16 protein-coding genes are annotated in these 16,013 nt (G+C 64.6%); 12 read left to right on the top strand and 4 right to left on the bottom strand.

The genetic code is table 11. The features are described from left to right. Positions 1–357: 357 nt before the first annotated feature. Together ACESNG_RS10645 and ACESNG_RS10640 are read left to right on the top strand one after the other, a co-directional pair. The gene (locus tag ACESNG_RS10645; RefSeq protein ID WP_373068904.1) at positions 358–660 is read left to right on the top strand and encodes a type II toxin-antitoxin system RelE/ParE family toxin; all 303 of its coding nucleotides are present in this window, start codon (positions 358–360) and stop codon (positions 658–660) included. A gap of 102 nt (positions 661–762) precedes the next feature. Next, positions 763–1,380 carry a hypothetical protein gene (locus ACESNG_RS10640; RefSeq protein ID WP_373068902.1) on the top strand — a complete coding sequence of 206 codons (618 nt, stop codon included), beginning with the start codon at positions 763–765 and terminating at the stop codon, positions 1,378–1,380. A 454-nt stretch (positions 1,381–1,834) separates the two neighbouring features. Here the strand turns inward: ACESNG_RS10640 and ACESNG_RS10635 are convergent, their stop codons facing one another. The 4 genes from ACESNG_RS10635 to ACESNG_RS10620 form a co-directional block, all read right to left on the bottom strand. After that, positions 1,835–3,061 carry an FAD-dependent oxidoreductase gene (locus tag ACESNG_RS10635; RefSeq protein ID WP_373060804.1) on the bottom strand — a complete coding sequence of 409 codons (1,227 nt, stop codon included), beginning with the start codon at positions 3,059–3,061 and terminating at the stop codon, positions 1,835–1,837. A 32-nt stretch (positions 3,062–3,093) separates the two neighbouring features. Beyond that, positions 3,094–3,213, bottom strand: coding sequence for a helix-hairpin-helix domain-containing protein (locus ACESNG_RS10630; protein ID WP_373060805.1), 120 nt, complete (start codon positions 3,211–3,213; stop codon positions 3,094–3,096). A 75-nt stretch (positions 3,214–3,288) separates the two neighbouring features. Next, positions 3,289–5,427, bottom strand: a complete 2,139-nt coding sequence (locus ACESNG_RS10625; protein ID WP_373060806.1) for a transketolase C-terminal domain-containing protein — start codon at positions 5,425–5,427, stop codon at positions 3,289–3,291. 49 nt (positions 5,428–5,476) lie between these two features. Then, positions 5,477–5,752 (bottom strand): hypothetical protein, encoded by a 276-nt coding sequence (locus ACESNG_RS10620; protein ID WP_373068900.1) that lies wholly within the window; start codon positions 5,750–5,752, stop codon positions 5,477–5,479. 348 nt (positions 5,753–6,100) lie between these two features. On the opposite strand from ACESNG_RS10620, the gene ACESNG_RS10615 reads away from it, so the two are divergent. The 10 genes from ACESNG_RS10615 to ACESNG_RS10570 form a co-directional block, all read left to right on the top strand. Next, entirely contained in the window at positions 6,101–6,898 is a 798-nt protein-coding gene (locus tag ACESNG_RS10615) for an enoyl-CoA hydratase-related protein (RefSeq protein WP_373060808.1), read from the top strand. Continuing rightward, the gene (locus tag ACESNG_RS10610) at positions 6,895–8,112 is read left to right on the top strand and encodes a 3-hydroxyacyl-CoA dehydrogenase NAD-binding domain-containing protein (protein ID WP_373060809.1); all 1,218 of its coding nucleotides are present in this window, start codon (positions 6,895–6,897) and stop codon (positions 8,110–8,112) included. Before ACESNG_RS10615 ends, ACESNG_RS10610 begins: the two co-directional genes overlap by 4 nt. Beyond that, positions 8,109–8,528 carry a hotdog fold thioesterase gene (locus ACESNG_RS10605; protein WP_373060810.1) on the top strand — a complete coding sequence of 140 codons (420 nt, stop codon included), beginning with the start codon at positions 8,109–8,111 and terminating at the stop codon, positions 8,526–8,528. The genes ACESNG_RS10610 and ACESNG_RS10605 overlap by 4 nt, the downstream gene beginning before the upstream one ends. A 10-nt stretch (positions 8,529–8,538) precedes the next feature. Then, complete coding sequence (pcaF, locus tag ACESNG_RS10600; RefSeq protein WP_373060811.1) at positions 8,539–9,762, top strand: 3-oxoadipyl-CoA thiolase; 1,224 nt, start codon at positions 8,539–8,541, stop codon at positions 9,760–9,762. 5 nt (positions 9,763–9,767) lie between these two features. Then, positions 9,768–10,373, top strand: coding sequence for a transferase hexapeptide repeat family protein (locus tag ACESNG_RS10595; protein WP_373060812.1), 606 nt, complete (start codon positions 9,768–9,770; stop codon positions 10,371–10,373). Next, the gene (gene paaZ, locus ACESNG_RS10590) at positions 10,373–12,430 is read left to right on the top strand and encodes a phenylacetic acid degradation bifunctional protein PaaZ (RefSeq protein WP_373060817.1); all 2,058 of its coding nucleotides are present in this window, start codon (positions 10,373–10,375) and stop codon (positions 12,428–12,430) included. Before ACESNG_RS10595 ends, paaZ begins: the two co-directional genes overlap by 1 nt. Further along, positions 12,423–13,823 carry an MATE family efflux transporter gene (locus ACESNG_RS10585; protein ID WP_373060813.1) on the top strand — a complete coding sequence of 467 codons (1,401 nt, stop codon included), beginning with the start codon at positions 12,423–12,425 and terminating at the stop codon, positions 13,821–13,823. Before paaZ ends, ACESNG_RS10585 begins: the two co-directional genes overlap by 8 nt. A 54-nt stretch (positions 13,824–13,877) precedes the next feature. Then, positions 13,878–14,189 carry a hypothetical protein gene (locus tag ACESNG_RS10580; protein WP_373068898.1) on the top strand — a complete coding sequence of 104 codons (312 nt, stop codon included), beginning with the start codon at positions 13,878–13,880 and terminating at the stop codon, positions 14,187–14,189. Continuing rightward, positions 14,182–14,904: an ATP-binding cassette domain-containing protein gene (locus ACESNG_RS10575; protein WP_373060815.1), complete on the top strand. Its 723-nt coding sequence runs from the start codon at positions 14,182–14,184 to the stop codon at positions 14,902–14,904. The genes ACESNG_RS10580 and ACESNG_RS10575 overlap by 8 nt, the downstream gene beginning before the upstream one ends. Positions 14,905–15,330: 426 nt before the next feature. Then, a partial coding sequence (locus ACESNG_RS10570; protein ID WP_373068896.1) for a 6-bladed beta-propeller occupies positions 15,331–16,013 on the top strand: 683 nt, incomplete at its 3' end.

Here is a 16,013-nt window from a genome sequence, read left to right as displayed (position 1 = left end):
TACGTCACGGTTGACCTTGGTGCTCATTGGGACCAAGGCCTGATTGTCTTTCCGTGGTCGTCAGGCAACCCCAGCCTTTGCTACACGACCACACCTCGGCCGACCTGTGTCGCGGACGATCAAGCATCCTGAGATTTTGGGTGTGACTACTTCAAGCATTGGCATCGCGTGGACTGACGGTCGAGGAGCGCCTCCGCCTATCGAGGAGTTGTGGGAGAGCCTGGCGCTCGCCGACGTCCCGCTCACCCCCGCTCAGGCTGCGGAGCTCGACCGGCCTGACGCGTTGCATCGTTTCCTGTCCGGCCGGGGACGCCCGTGGCGTGTCGCTTTGGATGAGATCCAGCGTCGCCGGGGCTGATGCCGCGGCCCGTTCTCCCCACACCGGTAGCGGACGCTGACATCGCAGACGCCTTCGCGTGGAACGAGGTGCGCGTGCGCGGCCACGGCAGCGACTTTCTTGCCGAACTCGCGGCGACGTTCTCGTTTCTCGAGGAGTTTCCTGGGGCGTATCTCAAGATGCGCGGCGAAACTCGGCGCGCCGTTGTACTTCGGTTCCCGTACGGCGTCTTCCACCTCGTGGATCCGGACTCGACCTCCGTTACGGGCGTATTGCATTTCCGCCGCGATCCGCCGGCGTGGCCCGTGAATACCGATGTGTGATCGGCTTCAGCCGAAATACGCACGGACGACGGTGGTCCCCGGTGTGCGTAGACACGGCGCGCGCATGGCACACGGGGCACCATCGCGCTTCGCGGCGCGACAATGTTCGCCCACGTAGCCGTCGTCACGTGGCTGGCACCGTTCCGGCACTGGGACGTCCCCGCCGGACACACACCCGTGCGCGCGTCGGCGTCGTACGTGAAGTCACTCGGCGCACATACCGGGGGCGACGGCTTCGCCTCGCGCGACGCGTCGCGCAACGGATCCGGCGAGTTCGTCTGGAGCTCGCGTGCGGCAAACCGTCCGTCGCGCGGTGCCGGTGAGCATCGTCGGCGCAGCCGCTTCCCATGTCTCGGTGCGCGGCGTGAACTCGGCGCGTGTCCCGCTCCGATGCGTGGAGGCGTTGCTCGGCAATGTCACGCCATCCATCGCACACATCTCGCGCCCGATCAGTCTCTGGCCGTCACAGACCGTGCGCACCGCGCGAACAGCTGCGCGATGTTGTCGCGGAGCACGCTGCGGAGCGTGCTGACGAAATGGGCCATGGTGGTGAAGTGCGGGACGGTCATGCTGCACCACGCTACGACGGTCACGTGCTCGTGGCACACCGGCTCGATCGCCCGACTCCGCATGATCCCCGGCGAGTCGGCGAAGCGCACCACCGTGAGAGGACCTTGGCGTGTTCTTCGACCAGAGGCTGTACCACGGCGGGATCCCTAGCGGTACTTTCGCAAATCTCACGTCCTGCGACGGCCAAGTTTCACGAGTTTCTATAGGAGCATCCCGTCTCCTGCCGCTCGCGAAAATGCTACCTGAAAGAAGTGGCGACATCAGCCCGTTGGTGACCAGTTCAACGTGAAAATCGCAGACAGGAACGCACGGTCTTCAGAGAGGGATCGGTCAATCGGTACAGTATTTTCATAGGGGAAAGGCAACAGTTTTTGGCAAGGGAATACGAAAGTACCGCCAGGGTGGACGGAACGTAGCACTGGGACGCGAACTCGAAGCGGCTGGAGATCGCTATGCGTCAGGTGCAGCCGGGCGCGCCGTTCGTATTCTCGCTCGAAGTGCGCATTGAACTCCCTTCTGTCGCGCGCTCTTCGACGGCGGGATCAGGCGACGATAGCGGCCGGCGTGCTCCCGTCAGCACGAGTGCGCCACGAGCGCCACGAGCTTACGGTACCAACCGCACCATCCGGTCGAACGCCCCATCCGTCGCCTCGCCCACCGCGCGCTTCGCCACATACTCCCCGAGCACCGGTCCGTGCTTGAACGCGTGCCCTGACCCGCCGCCGGCGATCAGCACGTTGTCGAAGTCGGGGTGATGGTCGATGATGAAGTGTTCGTCGACCGTGTTCTCCAACTGGCAGACGCGCGTCTCGGTGATCGGCTGGTCCTTGAGCGCGGGAAAGCGCTTCGCGAGAAAAGCGCGCGCCCGGCGGACCTCGTGAGGCGTCACGATGCGCTCGTCGGTATCAGGATCGAAGGTGACCGGGCCGGTGGTCGGACAGACCTTCACGCCGCGCCCATCGACGCTGGGGAAGCCGTAGTACCCGTCCTCGGAGAAGTTGGGCATGTTCGGATACGAGAAGCGCGTGTCGCCGGAGGGTGTGCCGAAGTAGAAGACCTCGCGCCCAGGCACCTTGATGCGCTCGGCGAGGAGCTGCGGGAAGAGCTTGGGGAGCCAAGGCCCGCAGGCGAAGACGAATGTCTGTGCTGCGAAGCGCTCGCCGGTCGCCGTCTCCACGTCAATCAATCGTCGTCCATCGGTGCTACCGGGCCGGGCCCGCTTCACCAAGAGCGTGCCACCCTTGCGGGTGAACGCGCTCGCGGCCGCGATGATCGACGTCTTGGCGCGCAGCACTGCCGCCGTCGGCTCGAGCAGTCCGACACCCATTCCCGTGGTGTCCATCTGCGGATACCGCCGACGGAGGTCGTCGCTCGTGAGTGCCTCCACGGGGACGCCGAGGCGGGTGAGCATCGCCTGCGTCGCGCGCAGTGACGGCGTCCAGTCGCTGGCGAGTTCGAGGCGTCCGGTCTCGATCATCAGCGGGATGCCGAACTCCTGCTCGCGCTCGCGCCACGCAGCGAAGGCGCGCTGGGCCATGCGGGCATAGAGTTCGCGATCGCCGTAGCCGGCGCGGATCTGGCGCGTCTCGTCGCCCGAGGTAGCACGCGAACTCCCGGCGCCGTAGGCATCCAGGAGCGTAACGTCGTGGCCCTGCTCTCGCAGGTGCAGCGCGGTCCAGACGCCGAACACGCCGCTGCCGACCACGACGATCGCACTGCGCTTCGACTGGATCAGGGCGGGGGCGGCGCTCATCGTGGAGGGGAGGAGCGTGGCGAGGGCGGACGCGCCGAGTGGGGCGGAAGTGACCTCGAGGAAGGTGCGTCGGTCCATTGGGGGCTCGCGTCGCGTGCGGGGGTGGACGATCAGGTCGCGCAGCAGCGCATCCTCAGGCGGTATGTCTTCCGCTCGGGAGTATAGTGCCACCACCGGTGCGGAGCCGAACCCTCCATGAACCGGACCGCGGAGATGAAGCAGTCAATCATGCTCGCACACGATGCGCGAACCGACTCTCGCTACAGGCTCTTCATTGACGAGGCCTCAGTGACGAGTATTGCGGGCTACACCGCCAGCAGCGCCTCGATCTCCGCGCGGATCGACTCGACGCCGGGAATTACGGCCTCCAGCAGCACCGTGTGGTAGGGTACCGGAATATCCATCGGCGCCAGGCGACGGATAGGCGCGTCGAGGTGCCAGAACGCTTCCTGAGCCAGCACGCCGGCGATCTCGGCGCCGAACCCGGCGGTCATGTTGTCTTCGTGCACAATCAGACAGCGACCGGTCTTCTGCACCGAAGCCAGCACCGCGCTCCGGTCCCACGGCGCGATGGTACGGAGGTCGATCAATTCCACGCGATCACCGAACTCTGCCGCCGCCTGGTCGCAACGGTGCACCATCGCGCTCCAGGATACCACGGTGATGTCCGATCCCTCCCGAACCACGCGCGCCTTGCCGAACGGGAGCACGTAGTCGTCACCCGGATAGCGCGCGCTACCGTCGCCAGTCATGAGCAGCGAGCGATGCTCGAAGAAGATCGTCGGGTTCGGGCTGCGCATGGCGGCGCGCAACAGTCCCACGGCATCAGCCGCATTCGACGGCATCGCCACCTGCCAGCCGTACGCGTGCGCAAAGCGCACCTCGTCGCAGAGGCTGTGCCACGGATCACCGACATCCTTGCCGAATCCGCCCGGCATGCGCACAACGATCGGCGCGGCAAAACGGTTGGCTGTGCGCCAGCGCATCGTGCCGGTGTTGTTCAGCTGCTCGGTTGCCGGATCGGCGTACTTGCGGAACTGGATCTCGGCCACCGGCATCAGTCCACTGATCGCCATAGCGACCGCGCGGCCGATGATGCCTTCTTCAGAGAGGCTCGTATCGAACACGCGCGTGCTACCGAACTGCTTTTGCAGGCCTTCGGTCACGAGGTGCACGCCCCCCTTACGACCCACGTCTTCGCCGAACACCACAACCTTCGGATTGACGGCGAGCTCGTGGCGCAACGTTCGGCGGATCGCCTCCGCGTAGCGCAGCAGCTCGCCGCTGTCGTCCGGCGTCTCCGTGCTGGGCAACGCCGCGCGCTCCGCACGCGATAAGCCACCCATCGCCTCGGCGACATCAGGAGACTCGTCGGCCATCACATGCTGCGCGATCGTGGCTGGATTGGGGATCGCCCGCGCTCGCGCTTCATCCAGGCCGACGGCAATGTCACGCGCAACCTCCGCTTCGAGCGCCGTCCATTCGTCGGCCGACATCAACGCGGGCACGAGATAGTCGTGCAGCTTCGGCAGCGGATCGCGGGCGAGATCAAAGGCAATTTCCGCGTCGGTGCGATAGCCCTTCTGATTGTCGGGCCCCGAGTGACCGCAGAGGCGTGGTACGGTGAGACGCACCAGCGCGGGACCTTCGCCGCTGCGCACGTGCGCTACCGCTTCCTGTAGTAGGCCAGCCGCTTCGTGTGGATCGGTGCCGCTGCCGTTGCGAATGAACAGATTCGTGAACGACGCGAGATTGCGCGCGATGTCGCCACCGGGCGTCTGCATGTCGCCACGGACGCTGATGCCGAGATCATTGTCTTCGATGTAGAACAACATCGGCAGCTTGAGCGTCGTGGCCATCGTGAGCGAGGCCCAGAATCCGCTCGTGGCTACCGAGGCGTCACCGCCCAACGCAACGCTGATGCAATCGGCGTAGCTCGCGTCACCGAGACTGTCGCGATGATACGTGATCGACTGCGCCCAGCCCGCAGCGGGCGTGTACTGTGAGCCGACGTCGCCCGACATCGGGAGTACGGTGCACCCCGTGCGGTTCGGCAAGTTGCACACGACGCCGATATCACGGCCGTCGCTGAATCCACCGGCGCGGCCAAGGGGACTGCCGAACGCGTCGGGAATCGAGAGGCCGACCGAGAGCAGGAACGGTCGCGACCGGTAATACGCACCAGCGCCATCGTGCGCGCCGTCGATGAGTGATCCCAGAATGACTTGCGCCATGTCGTGACCGCGCGCCGAGAATTGGTACAACACCACGTGCTCACGCGGCACCGAATTGCGCAGGCGGTTGGTCGTCTCCTCGACATCGTCGAGCGAGCGCGACACGAGCGTGTGGTAGGCAATGCGGCGCCAGTCGAACCCGGGCCGGGGGGTCGTCAGCGAAGCAGACGAGGCGCGGGTAACTGGCCGGACAGCAGTCTTGGCAGGCATGACAGAGTAATCTGCCGAACACGCACCTCGATCGGGAGCGGATCACCCATTATTGCACGGAAACCGCCAGATCGGGGACGACGCTGCGAATCCCAAGAATGGCCAGTCGCGCGGCAGAGGTGACCATCGGTACGCCGAGGCCGATCGCGACGAGCACGATGTTCATGGCCACCACCGGGCCGGTCCATGCGTTCACCAACGATTTCTCTCGTTTCCAGAGAAAGGCGCAGAACGCCACCGCGTTCACCAACAGCACGCTGGCGAGGGCCCAGGTAAATGCGCTCCAGCCGATGCGCTGTAGCCAGCTCAATGCGGTGATGTCCATGCGTAAACTCCAGGGCGATGATGGTCCCGAATGTGTCGCTTCAGGGATGGTACGGCGTATCGAGGGACTTGGCGAGGGCAGGGGCGTTCGAAGGTGAGGACGAGGTTGTGGGCGCTTGGGTTGGCCGTGGGCTCTCGGCTCCCAGGTCTGAAGGCTGTGGGCTGTAAGCTGCCTGCCATGCGCGATGAGCCATGGGCCATGGGTTCGGCCCCGCTCTGTATTCACCCACGGCCCACGACCCACGGCCCATGGCTGACCGCCGTTAGCCCACAGCCCCGAGACCTGAGAGCCCACAGCCGCCCACAGCCCACAGTCCAAAGCACAACGAACGCAGAGTATTTTTACAGAATGTCCTCACCCGCTCTCTCCCTCCTGACCAACCAGCGTGAAGGTGTCCTCACCCTCACGCTGAATCGCCCCGACGTCCTCAACAGCTTCAATCGCGAGATGGCGGCCGCCCTGCAGGCCGCGCTGCGGGATGCGGCGAGCGACAGCGCCGTTCGCGCGATCGTGCTGACCGGTGCCGGTCGCGGCTTCTGCGCGGGCCAGGATCTGGCCGAGGCGCTGCCGCAGGGCGACGGTCCGATGCCGGATATCGGCGAGATCGTGAAGAGCTGCTACAACCCGATCATCCGCGCAATTCGCACCATCGAGAAGCCGGTGTTGTGCGCGGTAAACGGGATCGCCGCCGGTGCCGGCGCGAATCTGGCGTTCGCGTGCGATCTCACCATCGCCGCCGACGACATCAGCTTCGTGGAAAGCTTCGCGAAGCTCGGGTTGATTCCCGACACCAGCGGCACGTTCTTCGTGCCGCGTCTTGTGGGGACGCAGCGTGCTACGGGCATGTTCTTCCTCGCCGAAAAGATTCCGGCGGTGAAGGCGAAGGAGTGGGGACTCATCTGGGACGTAGCGCCAAAGGCTGAACTGATGGCCACAGTGCAGGCGATGGCCGTGTCACTGGCGGCGCAGGCCACGCGCGGCTTCGGCCTCACCAAGCGCGCGATGAATGCGAGCTTCGCGAATTCGCTCGAGGCGCAACTCGAGGTCGAGGCGCAGGCGATGCATGAAGCAGGGCAGACGGCCGACTACGAAGAAGGGGTGCGCGCCTTTCTCGAAAAGCGGGCGCCTGTGTATCGCGGCGCATGAATACCGACATGAACGCGCTGATGACGACTCTGGTCGGCGTGGTCGGTGCCGGCGCAATGGGCGCGGGCATCGCGCAGGTCGCGGCGGTACACGGACATGCCGTGGTACTGGCCGACGCGCAGTCGGCGTCGATTGCACGCGCGCGCTCGGGCCACGCGAAAGCGCTGGCGCGCGACGTGGAGAAGGGGCGTTTCACGCGGGAGCAGGCCGACGCGGTGCTGGCGCGCATAACGTATGTGGATGGCGTGAGCCCCGAACAGCTGGAGGCGTTTGCGCCCTGCGGCTTCGTGATCGAAGCGATCATAGAACAGCTGGCCGCCAAGCAACAGTTGCTGCGCGCGCTCGAAGCAGTGGTGGCGCCAACGGCGATCCTGGCGTCGAACACGTCATCGCTCTCCATTGCCGCGTTGGCGGGTTCGTGTACCGACAGCGAACGCGTCGTGGGCGTGCACTTCTTCAATCCGGCGCCGGTGATGCCGCTGGTGGAGATCATTCCGGCGATCACCACATCGGACGACGTGATCGCCGCGGCGCGTGCGCTCGTGAGTGCCTGGGGCAAGACCACGGTGCTCGCCGCTGACACGCCGGGGTTTCTCGTGAATCGCGTGGCGCGCTCGTTTTACGGTGAGTCGTTGCGCATTCGCGAGGAAGGGATCGCCGACTGTGCCACGATCGATTGGGCGCTGCGCACGATCGGTGGCTTCCGTATGGGGCCATTCGAGCTTATGGACTTCATCGGGCTTGATGTGAATTTCGCCGTCACGCGATCGGTATTCGAAGGGATGTTTCTCGATCCGCGGTATCGTCCGTCGCACGCCCAGCAGCGGCTGGTGGAAGCCGGCTGGCTTGGCCGGAAAACGCAGCGCGGCTTCTACGACTACCGCGACGGTGCGGACGCGCCGGCACCGCATGAAGATCCGGCGCTTGGTCAGCGCATCGTGAATCGCGTGCTGGCGATGCTCGTGAATGAAGCGGTGGATGCCGTGCATCTGCAACTTGCGTCGATCCAAGATATCGAACGCGCGATGACGACGGGTGTGAACTATCCGCGCGGTCTGCTGCAGTGGGGCGACGAGATGGGTGCGCCGAACGTGCTCGCCTTGTTGCAGGTTCTCCAGTTGGAAACCGGTGACGATCGCTATCGCCCCAGTATCCGCCTGCGTCGCGCCGTTCAGGCCGGGGCGTCACTGCTCGACGCGCGGCGCTACACGTGACCACGCCGTCGGCCGTCGACGTGGTGCGCACGCTCCTGGCCCGTGATGCGTACTCGCAGTGGCTCGGTATCGAGGTGCTCGAGGCCGCTGTCGGCAAGTCGGTGCTGCGCATGACCATCCGCGACGAGATGGTGAACGGGTTCGGAACAGCGCATGGCGGTATTACGTTCTCGCTGGCCGACAGCGCGCTGGCGTTCGCCACGAATGCCTGCGGCGTGCTCAGCGTCGCCGTCGACTGCTCGATCAGCTTTCCCGTAGCGGTGCAGCCAGGCGATGTGCTCGTCGCCACCGCGTTCGAACAGAGCACCACCAAGCGCCTGGCGTTCTGCGACGTCAGCGTTCGGAATCAGGCCGACGTGCTCGTCGGACATTTTCGCGGCACGGTGTACCGCACTGCGACTCCTCATCTGCTGTGACCCGGACATCATGAACGACGCATACATTATTGAAGGCATTCGTACGCCGATCGGCAACATCGGCAGCGCGCTGAGTCAGGTGCGCGCCGACGATCTCGCGGCGCACGCGATTTCGTCACTGCTCGCGCGCGTGAGTGCTTCGTCGGCCAGCTTCGATCCCGCGCAGATTGCCGACGTGATTCTCGGATGTGCCAACCAGGCTGGCGAAGACAACCGCAACGTGGCTCGCATGGCCGCGCTGCTGGCCGGCTTGCCGGTCACGGTTCCCGGCGAGACGGTGAACCGCTTGTGTGCGTCGGGGCTGAACGCGGTGGCCAGCGCGGCCCGCGCCATCAAGGCCGGCGAAGGGGAACTGTATATCGCCGGTGGCGTGGAGAGCATGACGCGCGCGCCGTACGTGATGTCGAAAGGCGCCACGCCATTTGCGCGGGACGTGCAGCTCTTCGATACCAGCCTTGGCTGGCGTTTCGTGAATCCGAGAATGAAGCAGCTGCATGGCACCGACTCGATGGGCGAAACGGCGGAGAATGTCGCCGCGCAGTACGGGGTGTCGCGCGACGATCAGGATGCCTTTGCGGTGCGATCGCAGCAGAAGGCGGCCGCGGCGCAGCGTGAGGGTCGGCTGGCCGCAGAGATTGTACCGGTGTCGATTCCGCAACGGAAGGGCGACGCGGTAATGGTGTCGCAGGATGAATTCCTGCGCCCTGACACGTCGATGCAAACGCTCGCCAAGCTCAAACCGGCGTTCCGGCATGACGGGCAGGGCTCGGTAACGGCGGGGAACGCGAGTGGGCTGAACGACGGCGCCGCCGCGCTGCTGATTGCCTCGGGCGCTGCAGCGTCGCAGTATGGCCTGACGCCGATGGCGCGGATCGTGACAAGTGCCGCGGCTGGCGTCGAGCCGCGCATCATGGGCATGGGCCCGGTGCCGTCTACGCGTTTGGCGCTGTCGCGGGCCGGACTCACGTTGGATCAGATGGACGTCATCGAACTGAACGAAGCGTTCGCCGCGCAGGGCTTGGCGTGTCTCCGTGAGCTGGGCATTGCCGACGATGACGGGCGCGTGAACCCGAACGGCGGCGCCATCGCACTCGGCCACCCGTTGGGCATGAGCGGTGCCCGTTTAGCGCTCACGGCCGTGCGTGAACTGCATCGCCGCAATGGTCGCTACGCGCTGTGTACCATGTGCATCGGCGTGGGACAGGGCTTCGCCATGATCATCGAACGGGTCTGACCGCCGTGATCTACGCGTTTGATGAGTTCATCCCGGTCGTGCATGAGTCGGCGTTCGTACATCCACAGGCGTCGGTGACCGGCAACGTGATCATCGGTCGCGACGTGTACGTCGGACCCGGAGCCGCCATTCGTGGCGACTGGGGCGGCATCGTGATCGAGGATGGCTGCAACGTGCAGGAGAACTGCACGATTCACATGTTTCCGGGCGTGGTGGTCCGCCTCGAGGCGAGCGCGCACATCGGACATGGCGCGATTGTGCACGGGGCGCACATCGGGGCCAATGCGCTCATCGGCATGAATGCCGTGATCATGGACAACGCCGTGGTGGGCGCGGGGTGTGTGGTCGGCGCGCTCTGCTTCGTACCGACGGGCATGGAGATTCCGCCGCGTAAACTGGTGGTCGGGAATCCCGCCAAAATCGTGAAGGACGTGACCGACGACATGCTGGAGTGGAAGTCGTCGGGCACGCAGTTGTATCAGCAGTTACCGGCGGCGATGCGCGCGAGTTGGCGCGCGGTGGAGCCGCTGCGTGAAGTCCCCGTTGATCGCCCCACGCAATCGAGCGTGTTGAAGAACTGGAAGAACACCCGCGAGGGAGGAACGACGTGATGTACATGCTCAAGAACTATGCGATGGGCCAGTGGGTCGAAGGCACCGGCCGCAAGGCCGATCTCTTCGATGCCGTGACCGGCGATAAGATCGGCGAGTCGTCCAGCGAGGGACTCGATTTCAAGGCGATGATGCACTACGCTCGCTCGGTGGGTGGCCCAAAAATGCGTGCCCTCACGTTCCACCAGCGCGCGGCGATGCTGAAGGCAATCGCCAAGGTGCTGATGGAGCGCAAGGATGACTTCTACGCGCTGTCGTATCTCACCGGCGCCACGAAGACCGACTCTTGGGTCGACATCGACGGCGGTATCGGCACCTTCTTCGCCTATTCGAGTCGTGGACGTCGCGAGTTTCCCAACGAGTGTTTCCATGTGGAAGGTCCCACCGAACCGTTGTCGAAAAACGGCACGTTTGTGGGCCGGCACATCCTGGTGCCCATTGAAGGCGTGGCCGTGCACATCAACGCTTTCAACTTCCCCGTGTGGGGCATGCTCGAAAAGTTGGCCCCTGCGCTGCTGGCCGGTGTGCCGTGCATCGTGAAGCCGGCCACGGCGGGGAGTCATCTGGCCGAAGCCGTGTTCCGCACGATCGTGGACACGGGCATTCTGCCTGCAGGCGCCATTCAGTTGGTGTGCGGCAGTGCCGGTGATATGCTCGATCATCTCGAAGAGCAGGATGTCGTGGCTTTCACAGGATCGGCGGCCACCGGGCAGAAGCTCAAGAGCGGTGCAGCGGTGCTCAAGAATTCCGTGCGTTTCAACATGGAAGCCGACTCGCTCAACTGCTCCATACTCGGCCCCGATGCGGTACCGGGCACCGAAGAGTTCGACCTGTTCATCAAGGAAGTCACGCGCGAGATGACCACGAAGGCGGGGCAGAAGTGCACCGCGATCCGTCGCTCGATCGTACCCGCCGGACTCGAAGACGACGTGATCAAGGCCCTCTCGAAGCGTCTTGCCTCCACGACCATCGGTGCACCCACGGTGGAAGGCGTTCGCATGGGACCGTTGGCAAGTCGCGCGCAGGTGAACGCAGTGCGGTCAGCCGCTGAGATGATCCGTCATGGCGCCGAACTGGTGTTCGGCGGTGGCGATTTCGATGTGGTGGGCGCCGATCGCGACAAGGGCGCGTTCTTCGCCCCGATGCTGATGGTGTGCGACAATCCGCTCACGCGTCTCGAGGCGCACGACATCGAAGCGTTCGGTCCGGTGAACACGGTCATGCCGTATCACTCGATTGAAGAAGCGATACAGCTGGCGCGCATGGGTAAGGGCTCGCTCGTGGGCTCGCTGGTCACGGCCGACCCCAAGGTGGCGCGCGCCGTCATTCTGGGTGCGGCCGCCTTTCACGGTCGCATGCTCGTGCTCGATCGCACCAGCGCGAAGGAAAGCACGGGACACGGATCGCCGTTGCCGCAGCTCGTGCACGGCGGCCCGGGACGCGCCGGCGGTGGTGAAGAAATGGGCGGCGCGCGGGGCGTCACGCATTACATGCAGCGTGTCGCGTTGCAGGGCAGCCCCAGCATGATCACCGCGATCACACGCGAATGGACCAAGGGTGCCGACGAGCACACGGACACCGTGCATCCGTTCCGGAAATCGTTCGACGAGCTCGAGATCGGGGATACGCTGATCACCAAGTCGCGTACGATTACGCTGGGCGACATCGAAGCCTTCGCCGATCTCAGTGGCGACACGTTCTATGCGCACATGAACGACGACGACGCGCGCAGCAATGGCGTGTTCGAAGGGCGCGTGGCGCACGGATACTTTATTGTATCGGCGGCGGCCGGACTGTTCGTGGAGCCGTCGCTGGGACCGGTGCTGGCGAACTACGGCATGGAGAAGTTGCGCTTTACCAAGCCGGTGTATCCGGGTGACACCATTCACGTGCGCCTCACGGTGAAACAGAAAACCGCGAAGGACACCCCCGAGGGAACGATTCCGCAGGGCGTCGTGGAATGGGATGTGGAGGTGATGAATCAGGACAACGAGGCGGTGGCGGTCTACTCCATTCTCACGCTGGTGCGCCGGAGTGAGCCGGCGCTCGTTGGCTAGTCCTACCGCGTCCGTGAAGAAACTCGATCGGTCCATCATCGATGGACCGATCGGTCCGGCCATGTGGCGTATGGCGTGGCCGGCCGTATTGCAGAACATGATCGGTGGGCTGCAAGGAATGATCGACCACGCCATGGTCGGTCATCTCGTCGGCTTTGCCGGAAACGCCGGTATCGGCGTCGGTTTGCAGATCTTCCTCGTCGTCATGGTGTTTCTGGCGTCGTTGTTCAGCGGAATGGGCGTGCTGATCGCGCGCTTCGCCGGTGCTGGCGACGAGGCTGGTGTGCAGCGTGCGGCGTCGCAGGCGTTTCTGCTCGCGGTCGTACTGTCGGTCGGCGTGCTCGCCCCCATCGGCTACTTCGCCGCACCGTGGTTGCTCGGTCTCGTGAATGCCACACCGGCCGTGCTCAAGGAGTCACTCCCGTTCCTGCGCATCATGTTCGTGTTCGGCTTCGGCATGATGCTGTTCTTCATGCTGGGCGGCGCGCTGCGCTCGGCCGGTGACTCACGGACGCCACTCAAGCTTGGACTCGCCGTTACTGTGGGCAACATCGCGTTCAACGTGCTGTTCATCGGCGGCTTCGGTCCCGTGCCGGCCTTCGGTACGCGCGGTGCCGCCATGGGTACCGTGTTGTCGAGTGGCATCGTGGGGGCCTATGCGATCTGGAAGCTGTTCAGCGGCGCGTGGGTGATCGACTTTCGCGGCGTGAGTTGGAAGCCCGATTGGGGCATCATTCGCGCGCTGTTCCGGTTCGGATTGCCCACGGGGTTGCAGGGCATCGCGATGAACGTCGCCGGTGTGATGCTGCTGCGTTTCATCGGCGCGACCAGCATGAGTGCCGAGGCACAGGCGGCGTACGCGGTGGGGTACTCGCAGCTGTTCTCGTTGGTGACGTGGACATCGGTGGGTCTTATGGGTGCCGCCGCCGCGATCGCCGGGCAAAACCTCGGTGCCAACCAACCGGAGCGCAGCACACAAGCGGTGTGGCAGGCCGCGCGCATGGGACTCGTGATTGCCGTCGTGGTGGGCACGCTGTTTCTCACCATTCCGGGTGCGCTGCTTGGATTGTTCGGCCTCACTCAGCCGGACACCGTGCGGATCGGCACCGAGCTGCTGGCCTATCTCAGCGTCTCGGGCCTGTTCATCACCGTGGCCCTCACATTTACCGGCGGACTACAGGGTACCGGCGACACACGTAGCCCACTGTTCATCACGCTCGTCTCGCAGTTCGCGTTGCCGATCGGCATGCTTGCCGCGCTGCAGGCGACGCGCCCACTCGTGCCCCGTGACATCTGGTTGGCGATCGTGCTCGGCCACGCACTGCGCTGCGCCTTGAGCGTGTGGCGCTTCCAGCAGGGCAAGTGGAAGGCGATCGAAGTGAAGTTGGGTTGACCGGGGTGCGCGATGCCTGGGGAACGGTATCGCTGGTGATAGGTATCACGCTGCATGCGTCCCGATCCGTTCGTTTTCCTTCAGCTTCGACAGGCTATAGTGGTGTACATCGCCGTGCGGATCGCGGCCACGATTCCCTTGGGGTTCGCTGCGAATTCGGCGGCGGATCTGGCCGGGCTCATGATCGGCATCGGCCTCGTTGGATTCACGGTGCTGCTCGTGACGATCGACCAGCGTCGGAACGGCGCACCCGATCTCTTTCCGAACCTCGGTGTTTCACGCACACGGCTCGCTGCCGTTGCCGCTGCGCCCGCGCTGTTGGGCGAGATCGTGCTCGCGTTGGCGTTGGTACCACCGCGTGTCTGACGCGCCCGCATTAGGCCCACCCATTCTCGAAGCCGACTGTGTGGTGAAGCGCTACGGTGAGCGTCTGGTGCTGAAATCCGGCTCGGTACGTGCGATCCCCGGCCTCGTGATCGGACTGCTCGGGCGCAACGGCGCAGGGAAGTCCACATTGCTTCGTATCATGGCTGGCAGTCTCGCGCCTGATTCCGGTGTGGTGCGCGTGGATGGCGCGGGCAGGCTCGCGGTGTCGCTGCCGTGGCTCGCCGATCGCGGCGTGTTCTTCTTCCCCGACCGAGACCTTTTGCATCCACGCGTGTCGGTTGGGATGCAGCTGTCGTGGATCGGTGACCGTTTCCATCGCACTGCCGCTGTGCGTGACGTGTGCGAGCTGATGGGGATCACCGCGGTGCTGGCATCGAAGCCGCGTCAGCTCTCCGGTGGTGAGCGTCGTCGTGCCGAAGTGGCGTGCGGCCTGATCCGCGCGCCGCGCGTGCTCATTCTCGACGAACCGCTGCGCGGCATCGCGCCGCTCGACGCCGAGCGAATCCTTTCGGCGTTGCGCGCCTTCGCGCGGGCCGGTGGCGCGGTGGTGCTGACAGGGCACGAACTCCCGTTGTTGCTCCCGGCCGTTGATCGTGTCACGTGGTGCACTGCCGGTACGACGCGCGAGTTCGCCAGTGTGGCGCAGGCGATGGGAGACTTCGCGTTCCGTCGTGATTTTTTGCCGTTGCGGTGATGGGTATGGGGCGGGGTACTGGGTACTGGTTACTGAGTAGGGAGGAAGGGGTAGGGCGAACCTCGTGCGCCCCGTTGTTATGCGTCGTGGCGGTGTCTCCGCGCGGCGCGTTAGATCGGTCGAGCTAGCGCCACGGTGCCTACTTCTGGTGGGGACGAAGCGCTGGGATTGCGCGCTTCAGACGACTTGCGCAGTGGAGAGCCGAGTGGGGAAATGGGAGGCGTCCCGGAAATAGATTACTTTTCCGGCGTTAGATTGGCGACCTGATTCGCGTTAGGCAACTTCCGAATCCTTGGACACAGCCGGGTGCTTTGCATGATCGTCACTAGATCGCGAAAGACGTCAGGGCAATGGATGTGGTCACTCGCGCTCGCGTGCCTGCTCCCTAGCTGCGACGACCAGCGCACTGTTCCAGTATCGATGACCGTGACCGATTCCGCTGGCGTGCAGATCGCACGCATTTCGGCCGATCCGGAGACGCTCGACGAGTGGACCCTAGCCGCAACGCCGCATCTGGTGCTCACCGGCTCGGAGACCGGCGACTCCACGGCGTTCTCGCCCGTCGGCGAGGTACGATGGCTTGCCAGCGGCGAGATCATCATCTCGGACATCGGAGCGAAGCGATTGTTGGTGTACGATTCGACTGGGAAATTTCAGCGCTCGTTGGGGAGAACGGGCGATGGCCCCCGTGAATTCCGTAGTCTCGGGGCGCTCTCTGCGGTTGGCGGAGACACAGTTGCCGCGTTTGATGGGACGCATCGCCGGCTCTCCTACTGGGCTGCAAAGACCGGGTACATCAGGAGCGTCAGCGTCAGTGAAGGTGCGTCCCTCGACGAGTGGCCGGCGGACGCTTGGGCTTGGGGAGATTCGATGGTCGTGGTGCTGCAACTCGTGACCACCTCGCAGGAGTCCCTTCCCACGGGTACCAAGTACCGAAAGTGGCCAATGCGAGCCCACCTTACGTTGCGGGACCGAGCCGGTCTCGTTGTCGCATCATCACCTGCCTTTGACGGCATGTATTCGGGCCTGTACGCGAAGGGTGACATGCGGGTGGCGTTCTCGAACAACCCGTTCGCGGCCATCGGACGGGACCGAGTCTATTTCGGCTC

Source organism: Gemmatimonas sp. (genome assembly GCF_041689975.1).
GTDB lineage: Bacteria > Gemmatimonadota > Gemmatimonadetes > Gemmatimonadales > Gemmatimonadaceae > Gemmatimonas.
Note: the sequence above shows the minus strand (reverse complement) of the source record. Positions and strands in the feature narration are given on the sequence as shown.